The following is a 24,344-nucleotide window of genomic DNA, read 5'->3' on the forward strand; positions in this document are numbered from 1 at the left end:
TTTTTTTGAATTTTAAAAAGCCAATTATAAGGTTTCTTTTTTTAAGATCTCCTTGTATTCTTCAAGATTATTTTTAATCTCTTGAGATAACTCTGGCTCCTGAACATCCTTATATTCTGTAAGCACATCGTGCAATATTTTAGCAACCAAATAACGTGCCGTGTCCTTATCATCTGATGGGATAACATACCAAGGAGCGTGAGGTTTGGATGTCAAATTAATAGCACTTTCATAGGCATGCTGATATTCGTCCCATAATTTACGTTCTTTAAGATCGCCAGGATAAAATTTCCAGTTCTTTTCAGATTTATTCAATCTGCGTAATAAGCGTTGACGTTGCTCTTCTTTTGAAAGGTGAAGAAAAAATTTAAAGATCAAAGTGCCATTTTCGGCTATATGTTTTTCAAAATCCCTGATGGAATTAAAACGCTTTTCCCAAAATTCTTCATTTATATCCTCCAGACAATTAACCTCTGGTAAATTTGACTCTAGAATATATTCTGGATGCACTCGGGTAACAAGTACATTTTCGTAATGAGTCCTATTGAATATTCCAAACTTACCCCGAGCAGGTAGTGCAATATAATGTCTCCATAAAAAATCATGCTTGAGCTCCAAAGGTGTTGGCACTTTAAAACTGTGCACTACTACTCCTCTGGAATTAAAATCTTTAAAGACTTCCCTTATCATACTATCCTTACCCGCAGTATCCATTCCTTGAATACAAATAAGCACAGCATATTTACCATGGGCGTATAACTTATCCTGCCATTTACCAAGTTTCACTCTGGTATCTTTAAGCAGTTTTTTAACTTTTTTCTCACTGATTTCCATAGGATAGGAAGTCGCTTTATTCTTTAATTCAATCTCAGAATCTATTCGGAAGTGACTAAGTTCTAATTTATCCATACTCTAAATCATTGAATGCTAAATATACAATCTTTAAGAAACATATTTTTTTTATATTCGCCATTAAATTGAACAGCTTGGAGAGAGAAGAACTTATACAGAATTTTGCCACATTACTCAAGGAAATCCCTAGTTCTATGGAGTTGGTAAAAGATGATTCTAAAAGGGATAAACGATTCCTATATTTGGCAACTCATATGGTTGATAAGGCTCTTAAGAAGGATGCCCTTATTATATCTGAAAATCAAAAAGGTTTTGCTATACTTTTTAAAACAAGCAAAAATGATGATAACTTTTGGCAAGAATTGCCTGAGCAATTAGGTCTTGTTTGGAATGTTACAGGGATTAAGAAGGCTTTAAAAATCTTAAAGACACAAAAATACATCAAGAGCCAACGCCCACAGGAGGGTGAGTATTTATACTGCTGGTTTTGGGGGATTTTAGAAGATTCTCGCGGGGCAGACAAACAAGTAGGAAAAGAAATGAAAGACGAATTTTACCGTCAGGCAAATCTTTATAATATCCCGTTGTATGCTGAAACCAGAATGCGCCAAAATTCGTTGGTATATCAACGATTTGGGTTCGAACTTTTTAATACCTGGGAACATCCAAGTGGAGACACTATGTATTTCTTAAGATACTTACCAAACTCCTCTAAGAAATAATTTAATTGAATTTTATTTAGCTCTTTAGGATTTGCTTGCAAAGAGTTTTACATCTTCTTCAGTAACCTCAGAACCTCCAAGAATAATAAGACGTTCTACAACATTCCGTAATTCACGAATGTTTCCTGTCCAGTCATAATCCTGTAGCTGCTTCACTGCTTTTTCCGTAAACACCTTCACATTACTCCCATGCTCTTCTGCGATTTTTTCTGAAAAGAAATTTATCAGTAGCGGAATATCATCTCTACGCTCATTTAAGGGTGGTACCTTAACAAGGATCACCGCTAATCTATGATATAGATCTTCTCTGAATTTTTTGTCCTCGATTTCCTTTTTAAGATCTTTATTGGTAGCCGCAACTATTCTAACATCTACTTTAATATCCTTATCGCTCCCAACCCGAGAGATCTTATTTTCTTGCAACGCACGTAAGACCTTGGCTTGAGCAGAAAGGCTCATATCACCAATTTCATCTAAGAAGATGGTCCCGCCATTTGCAGCTTCAAATTTCCCTGCTCTATCCTTATTTGCTGAAGTAAATGCTCCTTTTACATGCCCGAAAAGTTCACTTTCAATTAATTCTGAAGGGATAGCAGCACAATTCACCTCTATCATAGGACCGCTAGAGCGATCACTTTTTTCATGTATCCAATGCGCCACCAATTCTTTACCTGTACCATTAGGCCCAGTAATTAGTACTCTGGCATCGGTTTGTGCAACTTTTTCTATAATTTCTTTAATGGAAGTGATCGCAGGAGATTCCCCGATCATCTGGTATTTTTTGCCTACTTTTTTCTTAAGCAGTGTGTTTTCTACAACCAGTTCTTTCCTGTCTAACGCATTGCGAACGGTGTTCAATAATCTATTGAGATCTGGGGGTTTAGAAATATAGTCGAAAGCACCCATTTTCATTGTGTTTACGGCTGTATCTAGATCTCCGTGCCCAGAGATCATGACTACTGGAACTTCTGGTTTTATCTTTTTTATGGCTTCAAGCACTTCGATCCCATCCATTTTTGGCATCTTGATATCGCATAAGACAAGATCGTATTCTTCATCTTTTATTTTCTCTATCCCGATCAATCCATCTTCAGCTTCTTCTAATTGATAGGCTTTATTTTCTTCAGAAAGAATTTTAACTAAAACCCTGCGTATTGATGCTTCATCTTCTATTACTAAAATCTTTGCCATTATAATATACTGAATTTAAGACCTGTACGGCCATATAAAGAATTTGTATCGTTTATGGTATATACCCTATCCTGATTTTCATCTCTTAAACGAATGTTATTAATAAGGCTATGCCCACCGTAAATATAAAAAGAAAAATACTTCGAGAACTTCAATTCATAACCAATTCCAGATAAAACCGTTGTAATAGATATATTTTGAGCTAGTTTCTTATCTGATGAGGTAACTGCATTTGGATTAAATATCTCTTGAATATTTGCATAAAACCCATCTACAGTTACAAATGCAAAGCACTTTTTTCACCCAGGTAGTATCTATGATTAGTTTTTGGTACTCCCAAGATATAAGACCATTTAGGATGTACCCTTTTGTAATAATTAATAATAGGCAAGGGAAAATTTACACTTGTAGAAGTAGAATAACGCAACCCTAGAATTAATCTCCAAGGTTGAATAAATCGTGAGTCTTTTTTAGATTTTAAAAAAATATTGATCCCGTATACTCAACATTTTTACTTTGTAAAGTTTCTGTTTCAAAATTAGAAGTAGCATTTACCTCACCTTGTATCCCAAACCGCCATTCTTCACTCATTTTAAAAGTGTAACCTAAACTAAAGGTGTAGGATTGTAAATGTTCAAAGTTTTCTGTAGGAAAAGGAGCGGCATCTTTATATTGGAAATTAGTATTGTCCGATAAAAAAAAACAGGATTTCGGTGAGGCTCGAAGTAACGCGGATTAAGACTGTTTTCAATGTTTAGGAGCTTGCTATTGGAACACAGAATTATTTTTTCCTTTTTGAAAAATTTATATAGAATAAAATATTGATTTTCAATTAGTTGGAATAAAGTCTTGAATCTAGCAGCGCAGCGATCTTAAATCTTTTGTCGGACGACAATGATTGGAAATTGATATTTTCATATTGAATTCCGGGTATTAAATAAGCACCACTATCATTCAGTTTAACAGGAAATTTAAGTGAAGATCTGAAACGACTAAATGAATTATCTGAATTGGATTGAAGGGAAATTAGTGTATTCTATCCTCGCTAAATCGGCCGACTGAGCATTCGTTTTTGTAGTTATCCCAATAAAACAAAAGAATAAAATTGTGTTAAGTATTTTCTTCATTTGCGGGCTGAATTGTCGGAGTACTTGTCTTAGCCGGATAAAACATATGTACATCTCGTTGAGGGAAAGGAATGGTAATACCATTTATTCTAAACTTATGATCTATTTTAAACCTCAACTGACTTTTAATTTTAGGATCTACAAAGCTATCTGTAACGAAGAAATGTAAGGAAAATACCAATGCCGAATCTCCAAAATCTTCGAAAAGCACGAAAGGTTCAGGCTTTTTAACAATTCCTGTTTGCTCCCTTGCACATTCCAATAATATTGCTTCAACCCTTTCTGTATCGCTTCCATAGGCCACTCCAACCTTAACAAATTCACGGGTAGATTTATGATTTTGAGTGTAATTGAATAAAATCTCACTTATAAATTTGTGGTTAGGGATAATCATCACTTTATCATCTCGAGTAAGTACCCGAGTAGTTCTTAGTTTTATGTTTATCACTCTTCCTACTCTTCCATCCATCTCTATAATATCTCCTACCAGAAGTGACTTATCTACGATAATAAACAAACCTCCAATTACATCCTGAAAGAGTTCTTGCAAGGCTAAACCAAGACCAACAAATAATGCTGCAGATGCAGTTAGAAGTACTGTAATATTGATTCCAGCTGAACTTAAGGTTACAATAATAACAATTAGATATACTAAGTATTTTATGAATTTAAATACACTTATAAATTTTAGCTTATCGTTTTCTTCAAGTTTCCTAGTCAAGAAAACGCGTGTTAACCTAAGGGCTATAGTGGTAATAACAAAAGTAAAAATCACTAAAAGAACTACCCCTACGGTTATATGCACTCCTTTAGTATCTTCCCCCGTAAAAGGATAAAGGGTAATATTCAGGAAATCCTGGATTAAGCCCCAGATATCTTGTTCTATCACTTCTTTAACTTTCTCTACTTTGCCTTGCATTAATTAATATTTAATCCATTTATACAATTCTTTATAGGTAGGTTTCTTACCGTACATTAAAATTCCTACTCTGTAAATTTTAGCAGCCAACCACACTACACCAGCATTAGATACAAATAAGATAATTACAGAAATCGCTAGCTCATACCACGGAACTCCAAATGGAATTCGCATAAGCATAACAATTGGTGAGGTTAACGGGATCATAGAAAATATAGTAGAAACTGTACCATGAGGATTTTCAATCACAGAGAAAAAACCAACATAGATCCCCAACATTAATGGTAAAATTATAGGGAACATAAATTGTTGCGTATCGGTTTCAGAATCTACTGCTGCCCCAATAGCAGCGTAAATAGCACTATAAAGAAAGTAACCTCCTATAAAATATATTAGAAAAAAGATTATCAAAGTTAGAATAGGCAAGTTGGTAATATCTACTATTAGCTGTTGTATTTCTCCATTAGAAACCTGATCCATTTCTTGAATTTGCGGCTGCGCTTCCATCAAATTCATGCCGGTAAGAGACGAGGTTATAAATAAAAGAACAGTTCCTAAAACAACCCAAATAGTGAATTGGGTAATTCCTGCTAAAGAAGTTCCAATAATTTTCCCTAGCATCAGTTGAATAGGTTTTACTGAAGAAATTATAATTTCGATTATTCTATTGGTCTTTTCCTCAATGACGCTTCGCATTACCATGTTTCCGTAGATAATAATGAACATCATAAGCAGATATCCTGCCGCACCTCCAAATATCATCTTTATATAATTGGACATTTTTGAAGTTCGTTTCCCTTCAAAATTCTCTATCCGAATATCTACTTGAGCCTCTGCCGCTTTAATTTGTGAAATATCCAGTCCACGAGAAATAAGCTCTCTCGTAGTTAGGTTTTCTGAAATGGTACGCTCAATTTGCCTTAGGATACCTATAGAAGGAGCTTCTTTCCCAAAAAACCTGATAGATTTAGCCAGCTCTGCATTATCTTGAGTGTTTGGAATATATAACACCCCATAATACTCTTTTTCTTTTACTAATAGTTTTGCCTCCTCCAGAGAGATAGAAGATACATCTACAAAATTTATTTCCTCCTTATTTTCGAATTCTCCTTTAAATAAGTCACTATCATCTTTAACTGCAATAGTATGGGTTTCACTATTATTCAGCATACTCAAGTAGGCGATCAAGGAGAACATTCCTACTAAAATTAGCGGACTCAAAAAGGTCATCACAATAAAGGTCTTATTTCTTACCCTTGCCAGATACTCTCTCTGAATAATTAAGTTAAGGTTATTCATTTCTAGTAACGGTTTTAATAAAGATATCATTTACTGAGGGCACCACCTCTACAAAATGATTAACTCTGGATTTTGTGATTAAATATTGTAAAAGATCGTTTGGCGACTCATTTGGCTTTATTTGAATACTCAATTTTAAGTCGTCTGCTAGTGATTTAAACTGTGCTTTCCCAACCTTAAAATTGCCATTTAATTCTGCTAACAATTCGTTTTCGTTAAAAGGATTCATTCCCACCTCAAAAGTATTGGTCTTATGCGCTCTTTTAATATCGTCTACTCTTCCGTCCAGTAATTTATTAGACTCATGGATCAATGCCATATAATCACATAATTCTTCTACACTTTCCATCCTGTGGGTGGAAAACAAGATCGTAGCACCTTCCTTACGGAGTTGTAAGATCTCATTTTTAATAAGATCTGCATTTACAGGATCAAAACCACTAAAAGGTTCATCGAAGATCAATAATTTTGGACGGTGAAGTACGGTGATAACAAATTGTACTTTCTGGGCCATCCCTTTGGAAAGCTCTTGAATCTTTTTATCCCACCAATGTTTAATGTCTAATTTGGTAAACCAATAATCCAATTGCTCTTTAGCTTCGGCCTTGGTTAAGCCTTTAAGTCTAGCAAGATAAAGCGCTTGTTCTCCAACCCTCATAGATTTGTAGAGTCCGCGTTCCTCTGGCAAATATCCAATATGCCCCACATCATTTGGATGCAATGCTTTCCCATCTAGATATACCACTCCACTATCGGGCATGGTTATTTGATTGATTATTCTAAGAAAAGTGGTCTTTCCCGCACCATTTGGCCCTAGCAGTCCGAAAATACTTTCTCTAGGGATGTTGATGGAGACATTATTTAGTGCAGTAAAATTGCCAAATTGTTTGCAAATATTTTCTGCAACCAGAAGATTATCCATAAAAGTCTATTATCTCGTAAATATATTGAAATAGCGCAGAAATGCTTTTATATAGCTAAGATTTTATTTTCATTCAATAAAGAACCTCGGGGCAAGCCCACGGGGGATGACTTGGAAAATACTTTTAAAAATTCGAGGCAAGCCCGCCTGAATGAAATTCTTTTCGGGCAGGCCTCGGGGAACCTGCCCAGCCGGTCAGGCGGGTTAAACCCTCAATGAGGGATTAAAACAAAAACCCACCCTTAAAAAACATTAAGGATGGGAAAAAAATTGCTATGAAAAAGAAAAAGTATCACTAATTAAATTAGTGATACTCAAATATATAAAAATTATCTTAAAGTTTTCTTAATTAAGAAAACATATCTTTCACCTTCTCAAAAAACGATTTATCGCTTTTTTCTGGATTAGGTTGAAAATTTTCATCTGTTGCCATCTTCTCAAAAAAGTCTTTTTGCTCTTTGTTGAGTACCCTTGGGGTCCAAACATTAACATGCACTAAAAGATCTCCCTTTCCATAACCATTAATGTTCGAGATACCTTTACCACGAAGTCTCAATATTTTTCCAGACTGAACTCCTTCATCTATTTTAATTCGCACTTTTCCTGAAACAGTATCTATTTCTTTACTTGCTCCTAAAACAGCTTCAGAATAGCTTATATAAAGATCGTAATGCAAATTATCTCCTTCACGTTGTAAAGTTGGGTGAGATTTTTCTTCAATAGCAACCAAAAGATCTCCTGGAACACCATTTCCTGGGGCCTCATTTCCTTTGTTTGAAACTTTTAATTGCATTCCATCCTCTACTCCTGCAGGGATTTTAATCGTTACAGTTTCTTCCGTTACCTTAAGTCCGTGAGCATCTGCATCTGCAGGTTTCTTATCTATAGTTTGGCCTGCACCACCACAAACTGTACATGGAGAAGCGGTTTGCATTCTACCAAGAATAGTGTTTGTAATTCGGGTTACTTGCCCTGTTCCACTGCAAGTAGAACAGGTTTTATAAGTAGTTCCTTCTGCTTGAACTTTACGCTTTACTTTTATTTTTTTCTCGGCACCGTTAGCAATCTCTTCCAGGGTTAAACTCACTCTAATACGTAAGTTACTTCCTTTAACACGCCTTTGGCCACCTCCGCTGAAGCCTCCAAAACCAGAGAATCCGCCGCCACCGCCGCCAAAACCACTTCCGAAAATGTCGCCAAATTGGCTGAATATGTCATCCATATTCATACCGGCTCCACCGCCGCCGCCGCCAAAACCACCGTCAAATGCTTGGTGTCCAAAACGATCGTATTTAGCACGCTTATCGTCATTGCTAAGAATTTCATATGCTTCCGCAGCCTTCTTAAAGGTTTCCTCTGCATTGGAATCGCCCGGGTTTTTATCGGGGTGAAACTCTATCGCTTTCTTTCTGTAAGCCTTTTTTATTTCAGCCTTCGTTGCACTTTTGCTTAATCCTAATATTTCGTAATAATCCTCTTTCATTTTGTGATTTTGTAATTTTTAGTAGCGACTTAGATGTGAATTATTTTCCTGTCACCACTTTTGGATAGCGAATAATCTTTTCTCCAAGCTTATACCCGCGCTCTACCACATCTACTATCTTGCCTTTCAGTTTATCTGAAGGAGCTGGAATTTGAGTGATTGCCTCATGCATATCTGCATCAAAAACATCACCTTGCTTCACGTTCATTGGCTCTAGACCTTTGTTAAGCAAAGTCTCATTAAACTTATTGTAAATAAGCTCTACACCTTTAAGTAAGTTTTTGTCCTTAGCTTTTTTAATTTCATTCATCGCTCTGTCAAAATCGTCTAAAACGGGTAACATAGCTGACATAACTTCTTGATTAGCGGTCTTGAATAACTCAATTCGCTCTTTAGAAGTACGTCTCTTAAAATTTTCGAATTCAGCAAAAAGCCTTAAAAATTTGTCTTTTTCCTTATCAAGATCTGCTTTTAATTGATCATTCTCGGATAGCTGCTCTTCATCTGCTCCTGCCTCTACTTCCTCAATAGCATCGTCCAAAAGTTCTTCTATTTGATCTTTCACAGAATCCTTATTATTATCTTCACTATTATTGGTATCCTTATGTTTGTTCATTGTTGCGCAAAATTTGTTTTCATGCAAAGGACAAATTTGTTGCCAATCCTATTAAAATGTCAAAATGTCATCTGAAAAACTTTAATATATATTTATGAAAGGGGTGTTATTTAGCTTGTTAATTTTGCACTTCATTAAAAATTATGTTTAAAATGAAAAAAACAGTATTGAATATGTTTACAATTGCTGCAATAGGATTGGCAGTTGTGGGATGTAAAAACGAAAATAAAGAAACTGAAACTACAGAAGCTCAAGAAGTTGCAAACGCAACAATGGAAGCTACTGTTTTTGAAGTAGACACAACCGCATCTGTTATTAACTGGCAAGGTGAGAAACCAACAGGGACACACACTGGAACTATCAAGTTACAAAAAGGAACTTTTAAAGCTAATGATAGCGTTATTGAAAGTGGAACTTTTGTAATTGACATGAACTCTATTAAGGATACAGATCTTGAGGGAGACGATAAATTGAGTCTTGAAAATCACCTTAAAGGAACTGTAGAAGGTAAAGAAGGAGATTTCTTTAATGTAACTAAATATCCTACTGGTACTTTTGAAGTTACTGGCGTTTCTGAAAAGGATGGGAAAACAATGTTACAAGGGAATCTTACTTTAAAAGATGTTACTAAAAATATTGAATTTCCTGTGACTATCAACATAAATGAGGACACTATGGAATTAACTAGTGAAAAATTCAATATTGATAGAACAAAATGGAATGTGAATTATGGTTCTAAATCTGTTTTTGATGGATTAGGAGATAAATTCATTAATGACGAGATCGAATTGATGATTGAAGTTAAAGCTAAGAAAGCTTAATTTCCATAAGAAAGATATAAAAAGAGGCTGCAAATTGCAGCCTCTTTTTTTTTACAATAAATCCTCTAAAGCTTTAGTTAAGTTCTTATACTTAAACATAAAGCCTGTATTTTCTATTTTATCTGAACTTACTAATTGACTAGATAAAACTACGGTAGACATATCTCCCAATGCTACCTTAAGAGCAATTGCAGGAACATTTGGTAACCACACATTTTTATCTAATTGCTTAGCGATCCCATCCATTAATTCGGTATTTGTCACAGGATTAGGAGCTACCCCATTATACACACCTTCAAGATTATTCTCCAAAATGTGCAAATATAAGTTAGCTAGATCTTCTATATGAATCCATGATTGCCATTGTTTACCGCTTCCAAATGCTGCGCCTAAATTGAAATCTGCCGGCTCCTTCATTTTCTGTAAAGCCCCACCATTTTTTGCCAGTACTAAACCAGTACGCACTTTGGTAACTTTGATATTTAAATCTTTGAAAATATCTGCTGCTGCCTCCCATTTCTCTACAACTTCACCTAAAAAAGATTCATCTGTATTAGATTCATCTTCCGTGTAAAGTTTTTGCAAAGAGCTTGGATAAATACCTATAGCACTTGCAGAAATAAATTGTGATATGTTCTTCTTTGAAGACTTTAAGGAGTTAAATAATATTTTGGCAGTTTCCACTCTGCTATCTATTATCTCTTCTTTATAACTAGAAGTCCATCGCTTAGCGATATTGGCTCCAGCTAAATGTATAATTACATCTACATCATTTAGACAGTTATCATCAATATCCTTTGTGGTAGGATCCCAATAAAATCCTTTATAGTTTGGTTTGTTTTCAATCTTTTCTTTACTCGTAGTAAGGTAATTAACCTCAATTCCTTTTTCAATACATTTATCAGCGAGGTTTGAACCCACTAATCCTGTAGCACCTGTAATTAAAACTCGCATATTTTTTTGTTTGAAGTTAAACGAGAACTTAAATGAAAGCTAACATTTTCACTAGGTTTAACAACTATATCTCTAATTTTTTTGTTGCTCTTAACATTTCTCGTTTTCCGGGAGGTCCAGGTAGGCGTTCTACAACAAACCCGACTTCTAACATTGCACGACGAACACTACCTTTTGCCGCATAGGTAACCAAAACTCCATTTGTCTTTAGTGCATTATACATTTTGCTAAAAATCTGCACAGACCAAAGTTCCGGCTGGACTCTTGCTCCAAATGCATCAAAATAAATTAGATCATACATTTTCTGATCTTCAATGTCTTGAAAGAATTTCTTCTGTTTTGTAAGTTTAAACCCTGCTGTAATTTCCATTTCTACTTCCCATTGTGAAGAATGAATATCTTTAAAAAAAAATTCAGCCTTAGGATCTTTAAGCACTTCAATAAAATTCAATTTTTCAACTTCCTCCTTTGCCACAGGATATGCCTCTACTCCGGTATATTTAATGGAGATATTTTGAGCAGACGCTTCCTCCCATGTAACCAAGGCATTTAACCCAGTACCAAAACCAATTTCCAAGATGCTGATCTCGGTTTTATTGGTGTCATTTATGTAAGGGATCAATCCTGTATTAATAAAAACATGTTTGGCTTCCTGTAAAGCTCCATGTTTAGAATGATATTGCTCATTCCATTCTGGAATATGGATGGTAGAAGAACCGTCTCCAGTAATAATTATCTCTCTTTTCAAATCTCGAATATTGAATGGTAAAATTAAAGCAATTAAAATGCTTGATCTTAAAAATCTATGATAAACTCACGTCTTAAAACCAAAGACTTAGAAAAAGGTGGGAACAAATAGCTCTTTCATCAATAAAGAATAAATATAAAGGTGACTGATTTTCAGTATTTTGACTATTTTATATTGAAACAGCACTAAAATTAACGATTATTATAGAAATCAATAATAATTGTATAAAATTTTTGAAAATATTATAGCGGTTGTTAATAATTTCAATCGATGTAACTTTGATTTTGTTTTAATTTCGGTAAATTTGCAAATCTAAAACAGATATAATGAAGAACGATCCAACCATCGATATTGATATAAAAAGAGCCCCTACCTCTAAAATAGATTCAATAGATTTTGAAAATTTAAAATTTGGGTACATTTTTACAGACCATATGATGACTTGTGATTATGAAAATGGATCTTGGCAGACACCTAAAATAATGCCTTACGGACCTATTTCCATGGAACCTTCTGCAAAGGTTTTTCATTACGGGCAAGCAGTATTTGAGGGAATGAAAGCCTTTAAGGACGATCAAGACCAGATCTGGATGTTTAGACCAAAAGATAATTTTAACCGCATCAATATATCGGCTAAAAGAATGGCTATTCCCGAATTTCCGGAAGACTACTTTTTTACCGCACTAGATGCACTTTTAAAAATGGATAAAGACTGGATCAAAAAAGGATTTGGAAATTCTCTTTATATAAGACCTTTTGTAATTGCAACTGAGCCTGGAGTTTCAGCCTCCCCAGGAACTAATTATAAATTTATGATTATTTGCTCTCCTGCAAAATCTTATTATAATGGAGAAGTGAGAGTGAAATTTTCTGAAAACTATAGCCGTGCTGCAGATGGTGGTGTTGGATTTGCAAAAGCTGCAGGAAATTATGGAGCACAATTCTACCCTACCAATTTGGCTAAGGAAGAAGGATACCAACAAATTATCTGGACAGATGCTAATACCCATAGTTTCCTTGAAGAAGCTGGAACTATGAATATTTTCTTCAGAATTAATGACACATTGATAACAACTCCTACTAACGACCGAATTTTAGACGGAATTACTCGAAAAAGTTTGATCGCTCTAGCTGAAGAGAATAATATTAATGTTGAAATAAGAAAAGTTCCTGTTCAAGAAATTTTAGATGCTGCGAAGGAAGGAATTTTAAAAGAGATCTTTGGAACTGGTACGGCCGCTACTGTTAACCCGATCTCTGGATTTGGCTATAAGGGCGATAAACATGAGTTACCTAAATTAACAGATTCTTATGCAACATTCTTTAAAGATAAATTGATGAAAATTCAATATAATTTAGCTGAAGACAAGCATGGTTGGAGATATTTAGTGAAATAATCTATCTACCACTTATAAATAAAAAAAAGCCTCGAAATTAATTTCAAGGCTTTTTTTTATTCTTATTCTTCATGAATTATTTTACGACTATTTAGCAAACCTCAAAAAGTCACCTGATTTATTTGAAGATCTAATTAAGCATTAATCCTAGCGTCGGGATGACAATAAAACAGAGTTGTCATTTTGAAGGAAACGTAGTGGACTGAAAAATCCCAATAAAACAGGATCAATATAACTAGAGATCCCTCCTAGCGTCGGGATGACAGACTTCTTTATCTGCGCAGAATGAAACATATTATAGAAATTAACATTATTTACTTTTCTAAAATCTTCTGGATCTCAGGCTTAAAATAATTTGGCCCTTTCAACACCTTTCCATCTTCCCTGTAAATTGGTTTTCCATTATCACCAAGCTTGCTCATATTACTGCGTTGTATCTCTTCAAAGACCTCTTCTATTTTATGTTGCATCCCATGTTCTATAATGGTTCCGCATAAAATATATAACATATCTCCCAAGGCATCAGCCACTTCTGTAAGATCATTATTATTGGCAGCTTCCAGGTATTCCTCATTTTCCTCCTTCATCAAATTAAAGCGAAGCATGTTTTTTGCCTCACCAAGATCTGCAATAGGCTTATCATTCATTCCCAATCCAAATGCGGTATGAAATTCTTGTACGGCTTCAATTCTTCTTTTCATTATAAATTGCGTTTTAAAAGTTAACTTTGCCCTAAAATAACAAAAATGTTTAGTACCGGACAATGGATTTTTGCTGCAATATTTTTTCTTTCGTTTGTAGTAGTAATAATCTTCAGTTATAGAAAAGATATTGCCATCCACAAAAAATATCATAAAGGAAGTTTATATGTGCTCCTTGGTTTCCTTATTTTTATTGGATTACTGTTTGTAATTAAGTCTTATCTCAAACATTAATCCTTAATAATAAAACAAAAAAAAAGCCTCGATAAATACAATTTATCGAGGCTTTTTGAATTAAGTTTCCAGCTGTTTATTCTACAGTCTCAGCTACTTTTTCTTCCTTTTTCAAGAAGTGAAAGTTCTTAGTATAATCCATCATTTGTGATGCAAAATCTTTAGGTTGTGTAACCTTAATAGATTTGATCTCGTTGTTGTCATCCATCTCTGGAACCAGCACAGGATTTACAAATCCGCTGTAAGGAGGAGAATTGAACTGTGCATTTCTATCCAGAACTTCTTTATGAATAGCTTGATCTACTTTAACCCCGTAGTTCTCTACCAAATTCTTTGCAGCATTAAAATCACCTTCAGATTTAATTCTTTGGGTTTCTTTTAATAGCTCTCCAAATAACTCACGTAAACGCTCATAGTTTTTGATATCGAAATACGTTTTACCATCTCTGGTTACTTTCTCGATAACTCCTTCTTCTTTCCCTTTTTCATAAACCCATGCGCTTACCCATTGTCTATTACGCATGTGAGACTCTTCTACATCATCTCCTATGTTCAATCTTCTTAACTGGGTCATTAATCCATTTCTAATATACCCATCATAAGCAGCCTTCCCTGTCTTTTTCCAGTCATCTGTTAATCCAAGTTCCTGGATCTTTGGATCCATTAAATAATAAAGACCTACAAGGTCTGCTCTACCTTCTTCCATTGTAGAAGCATAGTTCTTTAAAGTTTCTTTAGTTTCTCCAACCCCAGGATTCAATTGTCCAGAAGCGTGACCTACAACTTCATGAAGTGCGGTGTGCAGTTTATCTGCATTCTGCCCGTATTCTTCCTCCAAAGCAATTTCTTCTTCGTCATTAGCAAATTCTTGTAAGATACCAGTACTTCCTGCATTATTATAAGCTTCAATAATATTTCCTAAAGAAACAGATTTACTACCATGAGCAGCTCTAATCCAGTTGGCATTTGGTAAATTAACTCCAATTGGCGTACTAGGTGAAGCATCTCCAGCCTCTCCAGCAACCATTACAGTTTTGTAAGTTACTCCAACTACAGATTTCTTTTTGTGCTCCGGCATCAAAGGAGAATTATCTTCAAACCATTGTACATTGTCTTCCAAAACCTTCATTTTTTTAGACATTTCAAAATCCTTGATTTGTACAATATTTTCATAAGATCCTCTATAACCTAATGGATCGTTGTAAACTTCAATAAAACTATTGATATAATCTATATTTCCTTCTGTAGCTTCAACCCAGGCAACATTATAATCGTCCCAAGTCTGAAGATCTCCAGTTTGATAATATTTTATAAGCAATCCTAAAGCATTTCCTTGCGCCTCATTTTCAGCAACAGCTTTCGCTTTTTCTAACCATACCACAATCTGGTCTATTGCATCTCCATACAATCCACCACTTTTCCAAACTTTTTCTACTAGTTTACCATTTTCTTTAACTAAGGTTGAATTCAATCCGTAAGAAAGTGGCTTATCTTTATTAGGTGAAGATTTCTTTTTGTAAAAAGCTTCAACTTCAGCAGCAGTTACGTCTGGACCATAAAAATTTATCGCAGATCCTTCCAATAAACCTTTGTTAGGATCTAGGTTGACTTTTTTAGCATCTTTATCATTAAAGATCACCTCATAAGGCTCACCGGTGAGTTCTGTTTTAGTTTCAGCTAAAAGCGTATCTAAATATTCTTTGCTGAATTCTGGTTTTATTTTATCGTTAGAATAGTGATGATGGATCCCATTAGAGAACCAAACTCTCTTCATATAAGTTTCGAAATCTTTCCAATCTGAAGCTTCTTTATCTCCACTATAGTTAGCGTAGATATTCTCTAGAGCATCTCTAATTTCTAGATTATGTCTATAATTCTGGTCCCACATAATATCACGACCACTTAATCCTGCTTGAGTTAAGTAATAAACCAATTTTTGTTCTTTCAAGGTCAAGTCTTCAAATCCTGGAATTTGGTATCTTAGAACCTTTATATCTGCAAATTCTTCAACATTATAATCGAAATTTGATTCGGCAGAAGTCTCTGCTTCAGCAACTTCTTTTCCCTTGTTATCATCCTTACAGGAGAACAGTAGGGTAGACATAAATATTAATGATAAAATGAATTTAACTTTCATATTTTTTCTGTTTATTTTCCTACAAATGTAGTAATTAGCATCTAGATATTTAACTATATTAGCATTCTGAACCTCATTAACACCTGATTTTAAATGAAAATTTTAAAATATTTATTTTTTTTACTACTTATTGTATTTATTGCAGGAGCTATTTATGTAGCCACAAAAGATGGAAATTATCAAGTAGAGGAGACTGCAATTATAAATGCGCCGGTTCCTGTGGTGTTTAATGAAGTAAATAATTTTAAGAATTGGGAGCAGTGGGGTCCTTGGATGGACGATTCAGAGGATATGATTATCAATTATCCCGAAAAAACTATTGGCCAAGGTGCTAGCTATTCATGGAAAAGTGAAGAATTAGGAGATGGTTCCATCAGTAATACTAAAGTAATTCCAAATTCCGACATAGAACAGATCTTAATGTTTAAATCATCATATGGCGAATCTAAAAGCGATGTCTATTGGAATTTTGTTGAAGTAGAAGAAGGCACTCAGGTAACTTGGGGAATTCAAGGAAAGCAAAGTTTTATGGAAAAACTTACATTCACTTTTATGAACGAGAGTTTTTCTGAAATGATCCGTCCTATGTACAAGGAAGGTTTAGAAAAATTAAATGCTGTGGTACTTGAGAAAATGAGTTCCTATTCTATCAATGTAGATGGCGTTACCACTCATGGAGGAGGATTTTATATGTATACTACTACGGCTACAAAAATTTCCCAGATACAAACTAAGATGCAAACGATGTTTGCGGATGTTTCTTTATATATGGAGGAAAATAACATCTCTAAAATGGGAAATCCTATTGTGCTTTATAATAAATTTGATGAACAGAATAATTCTGCAATCTATTCAACCGGATTTTTCACACCAAGTTTAATTATAACTCCAGCAGAAAGCACGGTCTTAAACGGAATGATGCCTGTGCAAAAAGTAATAAAGACTACTTTAAAAGGAGATTATAAAAACTTAAAAGAAGCTTGGGAGGATGCTTATAAATATGCCCAAGAAAATAGTTTACCAGTAAATCCAGATAGTCCAGCTTTCGAAGTGTATTCTATTGGTTCAGATAAATCTCCAAATCCAGCGACTTGGGTAACAGAGATCTATATTCCACTTTTAAAAGTTGAAGAACAACCTATCTTATAATATTTATAATCCTTTAAATGAAAGCGATATTAATGGTTTTTCTTGGTGGGGGTTTAGGAAGTGCGTTACGCTTCGTGATCTCTAGGGGTTTAAACAAATCTGCACTAGAAATTCCATTTGGCACTTTTACAGTAAATATTATTGGGAGTCTTTTATTAGGATTAATTCTTGGAATTTCTCTAAAATCTGGCGCACTTTCTAACAACACAATCTTATTTCTAGCAACTGGATTTTGTGGCGGCTTTACCACCTTCTCAACCTTTGCATTCGAAAACCAAGCTTTTCTTAGAGCCGGAGATTATACCAATTTCGCATTATACACATTTGGCAGCATAATAGCAGGCTTTGCAGCCGTATTCTTAGGCTTATATCTATCTAAATTGGTATAAGCTATTTTTTATACGTTATCCTATATTTGCCCCAAACTTCTGCAATCCCGGTAGCTATCTGAACAGGATAACGAAACAACTAGTATCACAAAACCGGATTTAGATAATTATCTTTTAAGGATCAAACTCCCTGTATAATGAAGGTTTTATTTAAAAAAAATCATTGAAAAAATTAACTAATTTTGGTCCCAAACCAATCTCAATGTTTCAAAAGATCTTTCGTTCCTATGTAGACTCCTTTAGTGATTTAAGGCGTGAGGTTTGGCTATTGGCGTTAATAACATTTATTAACAGGGCTGGTACCATGGTAATCCCTTTTCTTTCTTTATATCTGAATAAAAACCGAGGCTTTTCTCTGGAAGAAGTTGGATGGATTCTTACTTTTTTCGGACTTGGTTCAGTTACTGGATCCTGGCTGGGTGGTAAATTAGTAGATAGTATTGGCCATTATAAAACTATGGCGGGAAGCTTACTTATATCTTCAGTGCTTTTCGTGCTCTTACAATTCCCAAGCTCCTTTTGGGGAATTTGCGCTGGGATCTTTTTGGTTATGACAGCTGCAGATATTTTTAGACCTGCCGTTTTTGTGGCAATTAGCGCATACAGTAAACCCCAAAATAGAACGAGATCTGTAACTTTAATTAGATTGGCCATTAATCTAGGATTTTCTGCAGGCCCTGCTATAGGAGGCCTAATAATTGCCAGTGCAGGATATAGCGGCTTGTTCTGGGTAGATGGAATTACCTGCTTACTTGCAGGGATATTATTACTTAAACTATTGCACCCTAAGAAAGCAGTCGAAAATATAAGGGAGGTGAATTTGGATCCGCAAAGAGTAATAAAAGATTTTCCATATCTCATATTTATAGGCGCTATGGTTTTATTTGGTTTTATATTTCTGCAATACTTCTCCACCATGCCTTTATTTTATGCACAAGAACACGGACTCACAGAATTAGAAATAGGGATTTTATTAGGATTGAATGGTTTTTTGATTTTCCTTTTTGAAATGCCCTTGATAAAATATCTTGAAAATAAAAAAGTAACTGCAATTTTTCATGTAATTATAGGGACGATATTGGTTGGATTAAGCTTTGTAGCTATAAACCTTACTGGCTGGATAGGAGTATTAGTGATAGGCATGATCTTAATGACAGTTGGAGAAATGATTGCATTTCCATTTTCAAATACTTTTGCACTAACCAGAGCCGATAAAGGTAAGCAAGGTTCATATATGGCATTGTATAGTATTGCATTTTCAATTAGCCATATTTTTGGTCATAATTCAGGAATGCAATTAATTAGCAAATTTGGGTATGTATTTACATGGAATGTAATGATAGCGCTAGCTGCTGTGGCTTGCGGACTATTGGTTTATTTGGCCTATTTGTTAAAAAAGGAAACCTCTACCAACATCTAATTTTCAATAGGAATATTATAGTACTTAGATTCTCCTAAATATTTTTTCAACAACTCATTAAATTCAGGACTTAATTTGAGATCCAAAGTTCCAGGGATATCATACAATTGCTCTAAATTCTTATATCCTGTTTTGAGAAGATCTTCTAAATATAACATTGCTGTATAATAATCTCCATCCTGAGCACTTAAAGAAATTATTGAGAAATAGCCCGCGGGATTTTCTTTGTCGAATACCGTTCGCAGTATCGATATAAGGATTAAACTATCTATTCCCGCCTTAGTCATTTTTAAATCCTTAAACCTCTCTTTTATATAGGTCTGCAAATAATCTTCTAACCTATAGCCTACTTCAGCTTCGGCTACTATTTTAGAGTTTTTGAGTGAATCTATTTCTTTTACTTGTTGCACCCACCAACCAATATTTTCAAAATTATTAGCCGCTAGATCTTCTTCCAAAAGTAAAGGATATTGATAGCGCAAATTCTGCTCTTTTATTTTTGCTGAATTATATTGAGAGCGTTGTTCTTTATAAATCGATTCCCTTCTAATTTCCCTTTGGAGGTCTCGAATTTCACTTTTCTTATCGAAATATTTATATTTATCTCGCATAAGTTCCAGCAATTCGTAAGCCTTGTAAAAATTTAACTGCCGCCTCCAACTTTGAGCTGTTTCTAATTCAGATTCGAATAGGCTATTGATCATTTCGGCATCCTTAGGTTGATTACCATCAAGCATTGCCTGTAATGTAAAGCTTCCCAAACCATGTGAAATTAATCTTACTGAAGGCCACTTGTGCTCATCTTCATAATTATAGATTAATGGATCATAATCGAGAATTTTATATAAATTAAAACTTTCGTTGAAATTATTATAAGAATCACTTTTATAACCTGCAAAGCCAACTATAGTCCGTTTTTTATTAGCCTTATTCAGAAAATCTTTATTTAACCAGACATACTCCACAACCAAGACTCCTTTAATTTTAGGATAAACCACTGGTAAAGCACTTGCCACAAGGGCACCTTCCTTTAAGCCTGCGGTATACACTCTATTTGCATCAATTGGAAAGTTTAGCGAAATCTTTTCTACAAGTCTTGAAGCAATTTCTAAATTGGTTATCAAGGAATCTTCCTTAGAGACATTATTAGAAGCTACTAAAAGATATCCCTGATCTTCAGCTGCAATACTAAACAATCTGGCAACATTTATACCTCGACCCTCGTTATCAAAAACAAAAACAATAGGCCAGTTTTTATCTGCTGAATAATTTCTAGGTAAATACATCGCAAAACTTTCTGAAATACTGTCGTTTATGGGCAAACTATCTACAACAGCGCCTTTAATAAGAGATAGCTCTTGAGCAAAAAGCGATTGTGAGAGAAATAAAAGAAATAAAAGTTTACTATATATGGGAGAGGTGATTTTCATACTTCTAAAGTAGCAGAATTTAAGGAAATAAAAAAGACCACATTTCTGTGGTCTAATGTAATTTGTAGGGATGTTTTGTTGGAGATTATTTCTTAACTCTCTGTAATTTAATCTCTTTGGTGTCTGAAAAAAATGTTTTAGAAATTAATGCTACTATTAATAAATCTGCAAAAATCAAAAACAATACTCTGACCACTTCAATTCCATAGAATGTTAATCCTGCAAAGCCAAGTAATCCAGTAACTATGGTCATTATCAGGAAATGTAAAGTATAATTTTTCATGGTGTTCTAATTTTTTATCAAAGATAATTGCTTAGTAGTCGTACAATTACTAACTATATTACAATTGAGATATATTTAACTAAAACAGACTATAACTTTCTAAAGATAACCTGTCTTTCAAGTGGTTAGATCTTCAAATAAGAAAAGATAATCACATATTAAAATAAAATAGTACCTTTGCATCCGGTTGCAATCTTCTCCAGTAAGCAACATTTTACACATAGCCTGTCCTATCATTAATACAGGACGGCATTTATAATTCATACATGACATTTAACGATTTACAATTAACTGAGCCCTTATATAAGGCAGTTCAAAAAGTAGGATATACTACACCAACCCCAATACAAGCACAATCTATCCCAGCCATTTTAAAAGGAAGAGATATTTTAGGTTGCGCTCAAACCGGAACCGGAAAAACAGCAGCTTTTTCTATTCCAACCATTCAACTACTAAACAGCAACCTTAATAATGGAGGTCGCAAGACAACTATAAAGAGTCTTATTTTAACTCCAACCCGAGAACTTGCAATCCAAATTGGAGAAAGTATAACCGAGTATGGTCAATTTAGCGATCTTAAACATCTGGTTATCTTTGGTGGTGTTAATCAGAACTCTCAAGTACGAGCGCTTAGAAATGGCGTGGATATCTTGGTTGCAACCCCTGGAAGATTACTAGACCTTATGGACCAAGGATTTATTTCCCTTTCCAATATCGAGATCTTCACCTTAGATGAAGCAGATAGAATGCTGGATATGGGATTTGTTCACGATGTGAAAAAAGTGATCAAGAAAATTCCTGCTCAAAGGCAAACATTATTCTTTTCTGCTACTATGCCAAATTCTATTATAGATCTTGCAAATAGTATTTTGAATGATCCTTTGAAAGTTTCCGTAACTCCAGTTTCCTCTACTGCTGAAAGAATTGGACAGGAAGTTTACTTCATAGATAAAACCAATAAAAAGAACTTATTAATAGATATTTTAAAATCTTCTGAAGCAGATAGAGTTCTTGTTTTTACACGAACAAAACACGGTGCAAATAAGGTAGTAAAAGACCTTATTAAAGTAGGAATTAAAGCTGAAGCTATACACGGTAACAAAACTCAAAATGCACGTCAAAAAGCATTGAAGAATTTTAAAGATAAGACCACTCGAGTTTTAGTAGCTACAGATATTGCTGCTAGAGGAATCGATATAGACGATCTAGCTTTGGTTATAAATTTCGAAATTCCAAATATCGCCGAAACCTATGTGCATAGAATTGGACGAACAGGGAGAGCAGGTGCTAGCGGAAAAGCAATCTCCTTTTGTGATTTTGAAGAAAAAGCATATTTAAAGGATATTCAGAATTTAATAGACCAAAAAATTCCAGTAATAGAAGATCACGATTATCCTATGGCATTCTTTGAAATTCCAGAGAAGAAACCACAACAGCGTAGGCCTTCCAGAAATGGTAATTCTAGCAAAAAAAACACATCCGGAGGAAATTCATCTAAAAGGAATAATGTTGGAAGATCAAGAAGATAATAAGGGACACTCCGAGAGTTATTTTGGGGACTATAGAGACTTCTGGTGGAATTCTGCGTTTATTGAGCTTACGGCTAAAAGATTAGAATTAAGCAAATATAATTCTATGCTGGACGTTGGCTGTGGTCAAGGGCATTGGACTCGAATCTTGGCTCCATTTCTTTCACCTAAGGCCGAAATTACAGCTGTAGATAGTGATGAAAGATGGTATTCCAAAAACGAAGCATTAGAAGGGCTTTTTGAAAAGTCGAAAAATCCATTTGTATTAACAAAAGGAAATGCGCAACAATTACCTTTTGAGGATGATCAATTTGATCTGGTAACCTGCCAAACGGTTCTAATTCATGTTCCTAAACCTCAACAGGCATTAGAAGAAATGAAACGCGTGCTAAAACCAGGCGGAACCTTGTTATGTGTAGAACCAAATAATATAATCCAAAGTCTTACCAAAACATCGCTTTCCAAGAACGATTCTGTAGATGAGACTTTAGACCATATTAAATATAGATTGATTATAGAAAAAGGCAAGAAAAATATGGGGCAGGGTGATAATTCCTTAGGAGATCTTTTACCCGGAATGTTCGCTTTGGCCGAAATGCATAATATTGAAGTGCGATTATCGGATAAAGCGATCGCGATGTATCCACCTTATAGTACAAAGGAGCAAGTAGCAACTTTAAAACAATGGATGACTGGTAGTTCCTGGAAATCCAAAACGCAAAAGGATATCGATTTCTTTAGCTCTGCTGGAGAAGAATTTATGCCCTTTTATTTTGAATATCAGGAAAAATATGCCCGAAGGGACGACCATTTGATGGGTGCTTTGCAACGGGAGCAATATCACGCTGCGGGAGGTTCATTAATGTATCTGGTTAGCGGCACTAAATAAATTTGTTATCCTCTTCTTTTAATAGGACCTTGATCTACTACATTAGAGAGGATAATATGGGTTTTTGTTTCTCCATAAGTAATGAGTTTATCTATGAATTCTTCCAAATGAGATTGATCGTATAGAACAACTTCCATGATAATATTTTCATTTCCGGTAATTCGGTAACAATTTATTACTTCCTTGAATTCCTTCACTTTCTCCAAAAAGGGCTTCAATCTACCCATAAATGCACGTAAGGTAATCACCGCTTTTAATTGATGTCCCGTTTTATGATAAGAAACCTGGGCCTTATATCCTTTTATTACGCCACTATCCTCCATTTTCTTTACCCTTTCAGCAACAGCCGGAGAGGTAAGGCCAACCTTCCTTCCTATTTCAGCAAAAGATTGTCTAGCGTTTTTTTGAAGTGATTCCAGTATTTGCCAGTTAAGAGGGTCGATGGGCATAATTAATCTTTTTAACTATTTAAATCATTTTATTTAAAGTAAATGTACACAATCACTTTAAATTGAAAAGGAAAGTTCTCTGATATGTCAGTAATTTTATGGAAGTCAAAGAAAAGTTGTCTAGCTATGAAATCCATTACCGGATCAGATTTTAATTACTCTCCTTTATATCGCCAAGCGATAGAGATCCTTAATATTTCCAGACGTATTTCTAATTATCTGGTTCAGGATTTAGCTGTTCTTAAACAAAATGGAAAGGAAGATCAAGATATTTACTTTTCAGGAGATATTGTTCAGCAGTCTATTGCTTTAGTGCCAAATATTTTAAGGGCAGAAAGTGAACCATTTGCTGAAGAAAAACATAAATATGCTGCTTCTGTTACCCGTCTTACCAATTTGCTATACAAAAATTGCGAGCGTTTAGAACTCTCTAACAGTAACGGAAGAGAATTTCTTAGAGTTCTTAGGTATGAGCTAAAAAAATTCAGAAAACTCCAACGAATCTGGAAGTTAACTTTGTAAGATTCAATTACCCTACTTTTTGTTTCTTTATAAATTTGACTTTCAAAAAAATCCCAATTCTTATGAATTGGGATTTTTTAGTTGTGCATTTTAATTATCTTGATATCGCTCTGCTTATCGGGATAAACATTTCATTCACTCTTTATTATCATAGTTCTACT

General features: G+C 34.6%; 23 protein-coding genes. 9 read left to right on the forward strand and 14 right to left on the reverse strand.

Annotation, left to right across the window (positions count from 1 at the left end; all coding sequences use genetic code 11):
• Positions 1 to 24 precede the first annotated feature (24 nt).
• The gene (locus H033_RS0117835; RefSeq protein WP_026839513.1) at positions 25 to 909 is read right to left on the reverse strand and encodes a PPK2 family polyphosphate kinase; all 885 of its coding nucleotides are present in this window, start codon (positions 907 to 909) and stop codon (positions 25 to 27) included.
• Positions 910 to 986: 77 nt separating this feature from the next.
• On the opposite strand from H033_RS0117835, the gene H033_RS0117840 reads away from it, so the two are divergent.
• Positions 987 to 1,574 (forward strand): hypothetical protein, encoded by a 588-nt coding sequence (locus H033_RS0117840; protein WP_034886538.1) that lies wholly within the window; start codon positions 987 to 989, stop codon positions 1,572 to 1,574.
• 24 nt (positions 1,575 to 1,598) lie between these two features.
• On the opposite strand, the gene H033_RS0117845 is transcribed toward H033_RS0117840, so the two are convergent.
• From H033_RS0117845 to H033_RS0117875, 6 genes are all read right to left on the reverse strand, one after another.
• Entirely contained in the window at positions 1,599 to 2,765 is a 1,167-nt protein-coding gene (locus H033_RS0117845) for a sigma-54-dependent transcriptional regulator (RefSeq protein WP_026839515.1), read from the reverse strand.
• Between the two features lie 1,110 nt (positions 2,766 to 3,875).
• Entirely contained in the window at positions 3,876 to 4,811 is a 936-nt protein-coding gene (locus H033_RS0117855) for a mechanosensitive ion channel family protein (RefSeq protein ID WP_026839516.1), read from the reverse strand.
• 3 nt (positions 4,812 to 4,814) lie between these two features.
• Complete coding sequence (locus tag H033_RS0117860; protein WP_026839517.1) at positions 4,815 to 6,110, reverse strand: ABC transporter permease; 1,296 nt, start codon at positions 6,108 to 6,110, stop codon at positions 4,815 to 4,817.
• Complete coding sequence (locus H033_RS0117865; protein ID WP_026839518.1) at positions 6,103 to 7,032, reverse strand: ABC transporter ATP-binding protein; 930 nt, start codon at positions 7,030 to 7,032, stop codon at positions 6,103 to 6,105. The genes H033_RS0117860 and H033_RS0117865 overlap by 8 nt, the downstream gene beginning before the upstream one ends.
• Positions 7,033 to 7,381: 349 nt before the next feature.
• Entirely contained in the window at positions 7,382 to 8,515 is a 1,134-nt protein-coding gene (gene dnaJ / locus H033_RS0117870; RefSeq protein ID WP_026839519.1) for a molecular chaperone DnaJ, read from the reverse strand.
• 40 nt (positions 8,516 to 8,555) lie between these two features.
• Entirely contained in the window at positions 8,556 to 9,131 is a 576-nt protein-coding gene (locus H033_RS0117875; protein ID WP_026839520.1) for a nucleotide exchange factor GrpE, read from the reverse strand.
• A 152-nt stretch (positions 9,132 to 9,283) separates the two neighbouring features.
• On the opposite strand from H033_RS0117875, the gene H033_RS0117880 reads away from it, so the two are divergent.
• Positions 9,284 to 9,952: a YceI family protein gene (locus H033_RS0117880; RefSeq protein ID WP_026839521.1), complete on the forward strand. Its 669-nt coding sequence runs from the start codon at positions 9,284 to 9,286 to the stop codon at positions 9,950 to 9,952.
• Between the two features lie 51 nt (positions 9,953 to 10,003).
• Here H033_RS0117880 and H033_RS0117885 read toward each other — a convergent pair whose 3' ends face one another.
• Positions 10,004 to 10,906, reverse strand: coding sequence for a TIGR01777 family oxidoreductase (locus tag H033_RS0117885; RefSeq protein WP_026839522.1), 903 nt, complete (start codon positions 10,904 to 10,906; stop codon positions 10,004 to 10,006).
• A gap of 64 nt (positions 10,907 to 10,970) precedes the next feature.
• Positions 10,971 to 11,654, reverse strand: coding sequence for a tRNA (5-methylaminomethyl-2-thiouridine)(34)-methyltransferase MnmD (mnmD, locus tag H033_RS0117890; protein WP_026839523.1), 684 nt, complete (start codon positions 11,652 to 11,654; stop codon positions 10,971 to 10,973).
• Positions 11,655 to 11,980: 326 nt separating this feature from the next.
• Between mnmD and H033_RS0117895 the strand changes: the two genes are divergently transcribed.
• Complete coding sequence (locus H033_RS0117895) at positions 11,981 to 13,051, forward strand: branched-chain amino acid aminotransferase (protein WP_026839524.1); 1,071 nt, start codon at positions 11,981 to 11,983, stop codon at positions 13,049 to 13,051.
• A gap of 314 nt (positions 13,052 to 13,365) precedes the next feature.
• On the opposite strand, the gene H033_RS0117900 is transcribed toward H033_RS0117895, so the two are convergent.
• On the reverse strand, positions 13,366 to 13,752 hold the full coding sequence (locus tag H033_RS0117900; RefSeq protein WP_026839525.1) for a nucleoside triphosphate pyrophosphohydrolase family protein: 387 nt from the start codon (positions 13,750 to 13,752) through the stop codon (positions 13,366 to 13,368).
• Positions 13,753 to 14,062: 310 nt separating this feature from the next.
• Positions 14,063 to 16,123, reverse strand: a complete 2,061-nt coding sequence (locus H033_RS0117910) for a dipeptidyl-peptidase 3 family protein (protein ID WP_026839527.1) — start codon at positions 16,121 to 16,123, stop codon at positions 14,063 to 14,065.
• A 93-nt stretch (positions 16,124 to 16,216) separates the two neighbouring features.
• Here H033_RS0117910 and H033_RS0117915 point away from each other — a divergent pair, with 93 nt between their 5' ends.
• The 3 genes from H033_RS0117915 (at position 16,217) to H033_RS0117925 (ending at position 19,081) form a co-directional block, all read left to right on the forward strand.
• Entirely contained in the window at positions 16,217 to 17,272 is a 1,056-nt protein-coding gene (locus tag H033_RS0117915; protein WP_026839528.1) for an SRPBCC family protein, read from the forward strand.
• Between the two features lie 17 nt (positions 17,273 to 17,289).
• Positions 17,290 to 17,661, forward strand: coding sequence for a fluoride efflux transporter CrcB (crcB, locus tag H033_RS0117920; protein ID WP_026839529.1), 372 nt, complete (start codon positions 17,290 to 17,292; stop codon positions 17,659 to 17,661).
• 202 nt (positions 17,662 to 17,863) lie between these two features.
• Positions 17,864 to 19,081, forward strand: coding sequence for an MFS transporter (locus H033_RS0117925; RefSeq protein WP_026839530.1), 1,218 nt, complete (start codon positions 17,864 to 17,866; stop codon positions 19,079 to 19,081).
• Here H033_RS0117925 and H033_RS0117930 read toward each other — a convergent pair.
• Both H033_RS0117930 and H033_RS0117935 read right to left on the reverse strand, forming a co-directional pair.
• Complete coding sequence (locus tag H033_RS0117930; RefSeq protein ID WP_026839531.1) at positions 19,078 to 20,511, reverse strand: hypothetical protein; 1,434 nt, start codon at positions 20,509 to 20,511, stop codon at positions 19,078 to 19,080. The two genes, H033_RS0117925 and H033_RS0117930, sit on opposite strands and share 4 nt — an antisense overlap.
• Positions 20,512 to 20,596: 85 nt before the next feature.
• The gene (locus H033_RS0117935; protein WP_026839532.1) at positions 20,597 to 20,794 is read right to left on the reverse strand and encodes a DUF1328 domain-containing protein; all 198 of its coding nucleotides are present in this window, start codon (positions 20,792 to 20,794) and stop codon (positions 20,597 to 20,599) included.
• Between the two features lie 266 nt (positions 20,795 to 21,060).
• Between H033_RS0117935 and H033_RS0117940 the strand changes: the two genes are divergently transcribed.
• Positions 21,061 to 22,323: a DEAD/DEAH box helicase gene (locus H033_RS0117940; protein WP_026839533.1), complete on the forward strand. Its 1,263-nt coding sequence runs from the start codon at positions 21,061 to 21,063 to the stop codon at positions 22,321 to 22,323.
• Positions 22,301 to 23,212, forward strand: a complete 912-nt coding sequence (locus H033_RS0117945) for a class I SAM-dependent methyltransferase (RefSeq protein WP_231367657.1) — start codon at positions 22,301 to 22,303, stop codon at positions 23,210 to 23,212. Before H033_RS0117940 ends, H033_RS0117945 begins: the two co-directional genes overlap by 23 nt.
• Positions 23,213 to 23,217: 5 nt before the next feature.
• On the opposite strand, the gene H033_RS0117950 is transcribed toward H033_RS0117945, so the two are convergent.
• Positions 23,218 to 23,661, reverse strand: a complete 444-nt coding sequence (locus H033_RS0117950; RefSeq protein ID WP_026839535.1) for an Lrp/AsnC family transcriptional regulator — start codon at positions 23,659 to 23,661, stop codon at positions 23,218 to 23,220.
• 126 nt (positions 23,662 to 23,787) lie between these two features.
• Between H033_RS0117950 and H033_RS0117955 the strand changes: the two genes are divergently transcribed.
• Positions 23,788 to 24,183 (forward strand): hypothetical protein, encoded by a 396-nt coding sequence (locus tag H033_RS0117955; protein ID WP_026839536.1) that lies wholly within the window; start codon positions 23,788 to 23,790, stop codon positions 24,181 to 24,183.
• Positions 24,184 to 24,344 lie beyond the last annotated feature (161 nt).

This window comes from Gillisia sp. JM1 (genome assembly GCF_000424645.1).
Lineage (GTDB): Bacteria > Bacteroidota > Bacteroidia > Flavobacteriales > Flavobacteriaceae > Gillisia.

Excerpts from the sequence above, each read along its gene's own strand:
- H033_RS0117945 (WP_231367657.1), top strand. The coding sequence starts at position 22,301 with ATGTTGGAAGATCAAGAAGATAATAAGGGACACTCCGAGAGTTATTTT.
- H033_RS0117955 (WP_026839536.1), top strand. The coding sequence starts at position 23,788 with ATGAAATCCATTACCGGATCAGATTTTAATTACTCTCCTTTATATCGC.
- H033_RS0117910 (WP_026839527.1), bottom strand. The coding sequence starts at position 16,123 with ATGAAAGTTAAATTCATTTTATCATTAATATTTATGTCTACCCTACTG.
- H033_RS0117880 (WP_026839521.1), top strand. The coding sequence starts at position 9,284 with ATGAAAAAAACAGTATTGAATATGTTTACAATTGCTGCAATAGGATTG.
- H033_RS0117935 (WP_026839532.1), bottom strand. The coding sequence starts at position 20,794 with ATGAAAAATTATACTTTACATTTCCTGATAATGACCATAGTTACTGGA.
- H033_RS0117860 (WP_026839517.1), bottom strand. The coding sequence starts at position 6,110 with ATGAATAACCTTAACTTAATTATTCAGAGAGAGTATCTGGCAAGGGTA.
- H033_RS0117835 (WP_026839513.1), bottom strand. The coding sequence starts at position 909 with ATGGATAAATTAGAACTTAGTCACTTCCGAATAGATTCTGAGATTGAA.
- H033_RS0117885 (WP_026839522.1), bottom strand. The coding sequence starts at position 10,906 with ATGCGAGTTTTAATTACAGGTGCTACAGGATTAGTGGGTTCAAACCTC.
- H033_RS0117855 (WP_026839516.1), bottom strand. The coding sequence starts at position 4,811 with ATGCAAGGCAAAGTAGAGAAAGTTAAAGAAGTGATAGAACAAGATATC.
- dnaJ (WP_026839519.1), bottom strand. The coding sequence starts at position 8,515 with ATGAAAGAGGATTATTACGAAATATTAGGATTAAGCAAAAGTGCAACG.
- H033_RS0117950 (WP_026839535.1), bottom strand. The coding sequence starts at position 23,661 with ATGCCCATCGACCCTCTTAACTGGCAAATACTGGAATCACTTCAAAAA.
- H033_RS0117895 (WP_026839524.1), top strand. The coding sequence starts at position 11,981 with ATGAAGAACGATCCAACCATCGATATTGATATAAAAAGAGCCCCTACC.
- H033_RS0117845 (WP_026839515.1), bottom strand. The coding sequence starts at position 2,765 with ATGGCAAAGATTTTAGTAATAGAAGATGAAGCATCAATACGCAGGGTT.
- H033_RS0117915 (WP_026839528.1), top strand. The coding sequence starts at position 16,217 with ATGAAAATTTTAAAATATTTATTTTTTTTACTACTTATTGTATTTATT.
- crcB (WP_026839529.1), top strand. The coding sequence starts at position 17,290 with ATGAAAGCGATATTAATGGTTTTTCTTGGTGGGGGTTTAGGAAGTGCG.
- H033_RS0117875 (WP_026839520.1), bottom strand. The coding sequence starts at position 9,131 with ATGAACAAACATAAGGATACCAATAATAGTGAAGATAATAATAAGGAT.
- H033_RS0117940 (WP_026839533.1), top strand. The coding sequence starts at position 21,061 with ATGACATTTAACGATTTACAATTAACTGAGCCCTTATATAAGGCAGTT.
- H033_RS0117865 (WP_026839518.1), bottom strand. The coding sequence starts at position 7,032 with ATGGATAATCTTCTGGTTGCAGAAAATATTTGCAAACAATTTGGCAAT.
- H033_RS0117930 (WP_026839531.1), bottom strand. The coding sequence starts at position 20,511 with ATGAAAATCACCTCTCCCATATATAGTAAACTTTTATTTCTTTTATTT.
- H033_RS0117900 (WP_026839525.1), bottom strand. The coding sequence starts at position 13,752 with ATGAAAAGAAGAATTGAAGCCGTACAAGAATTTCATACCGCATTTGGA.
- H033_RS0117925 (WP_026839530.1), top strand. The coding sequence starts at position 17,864 with ATGTTTCAAAAGATCTTTCGTTCCTATGTAGACTCCTTTAGTGATTTA.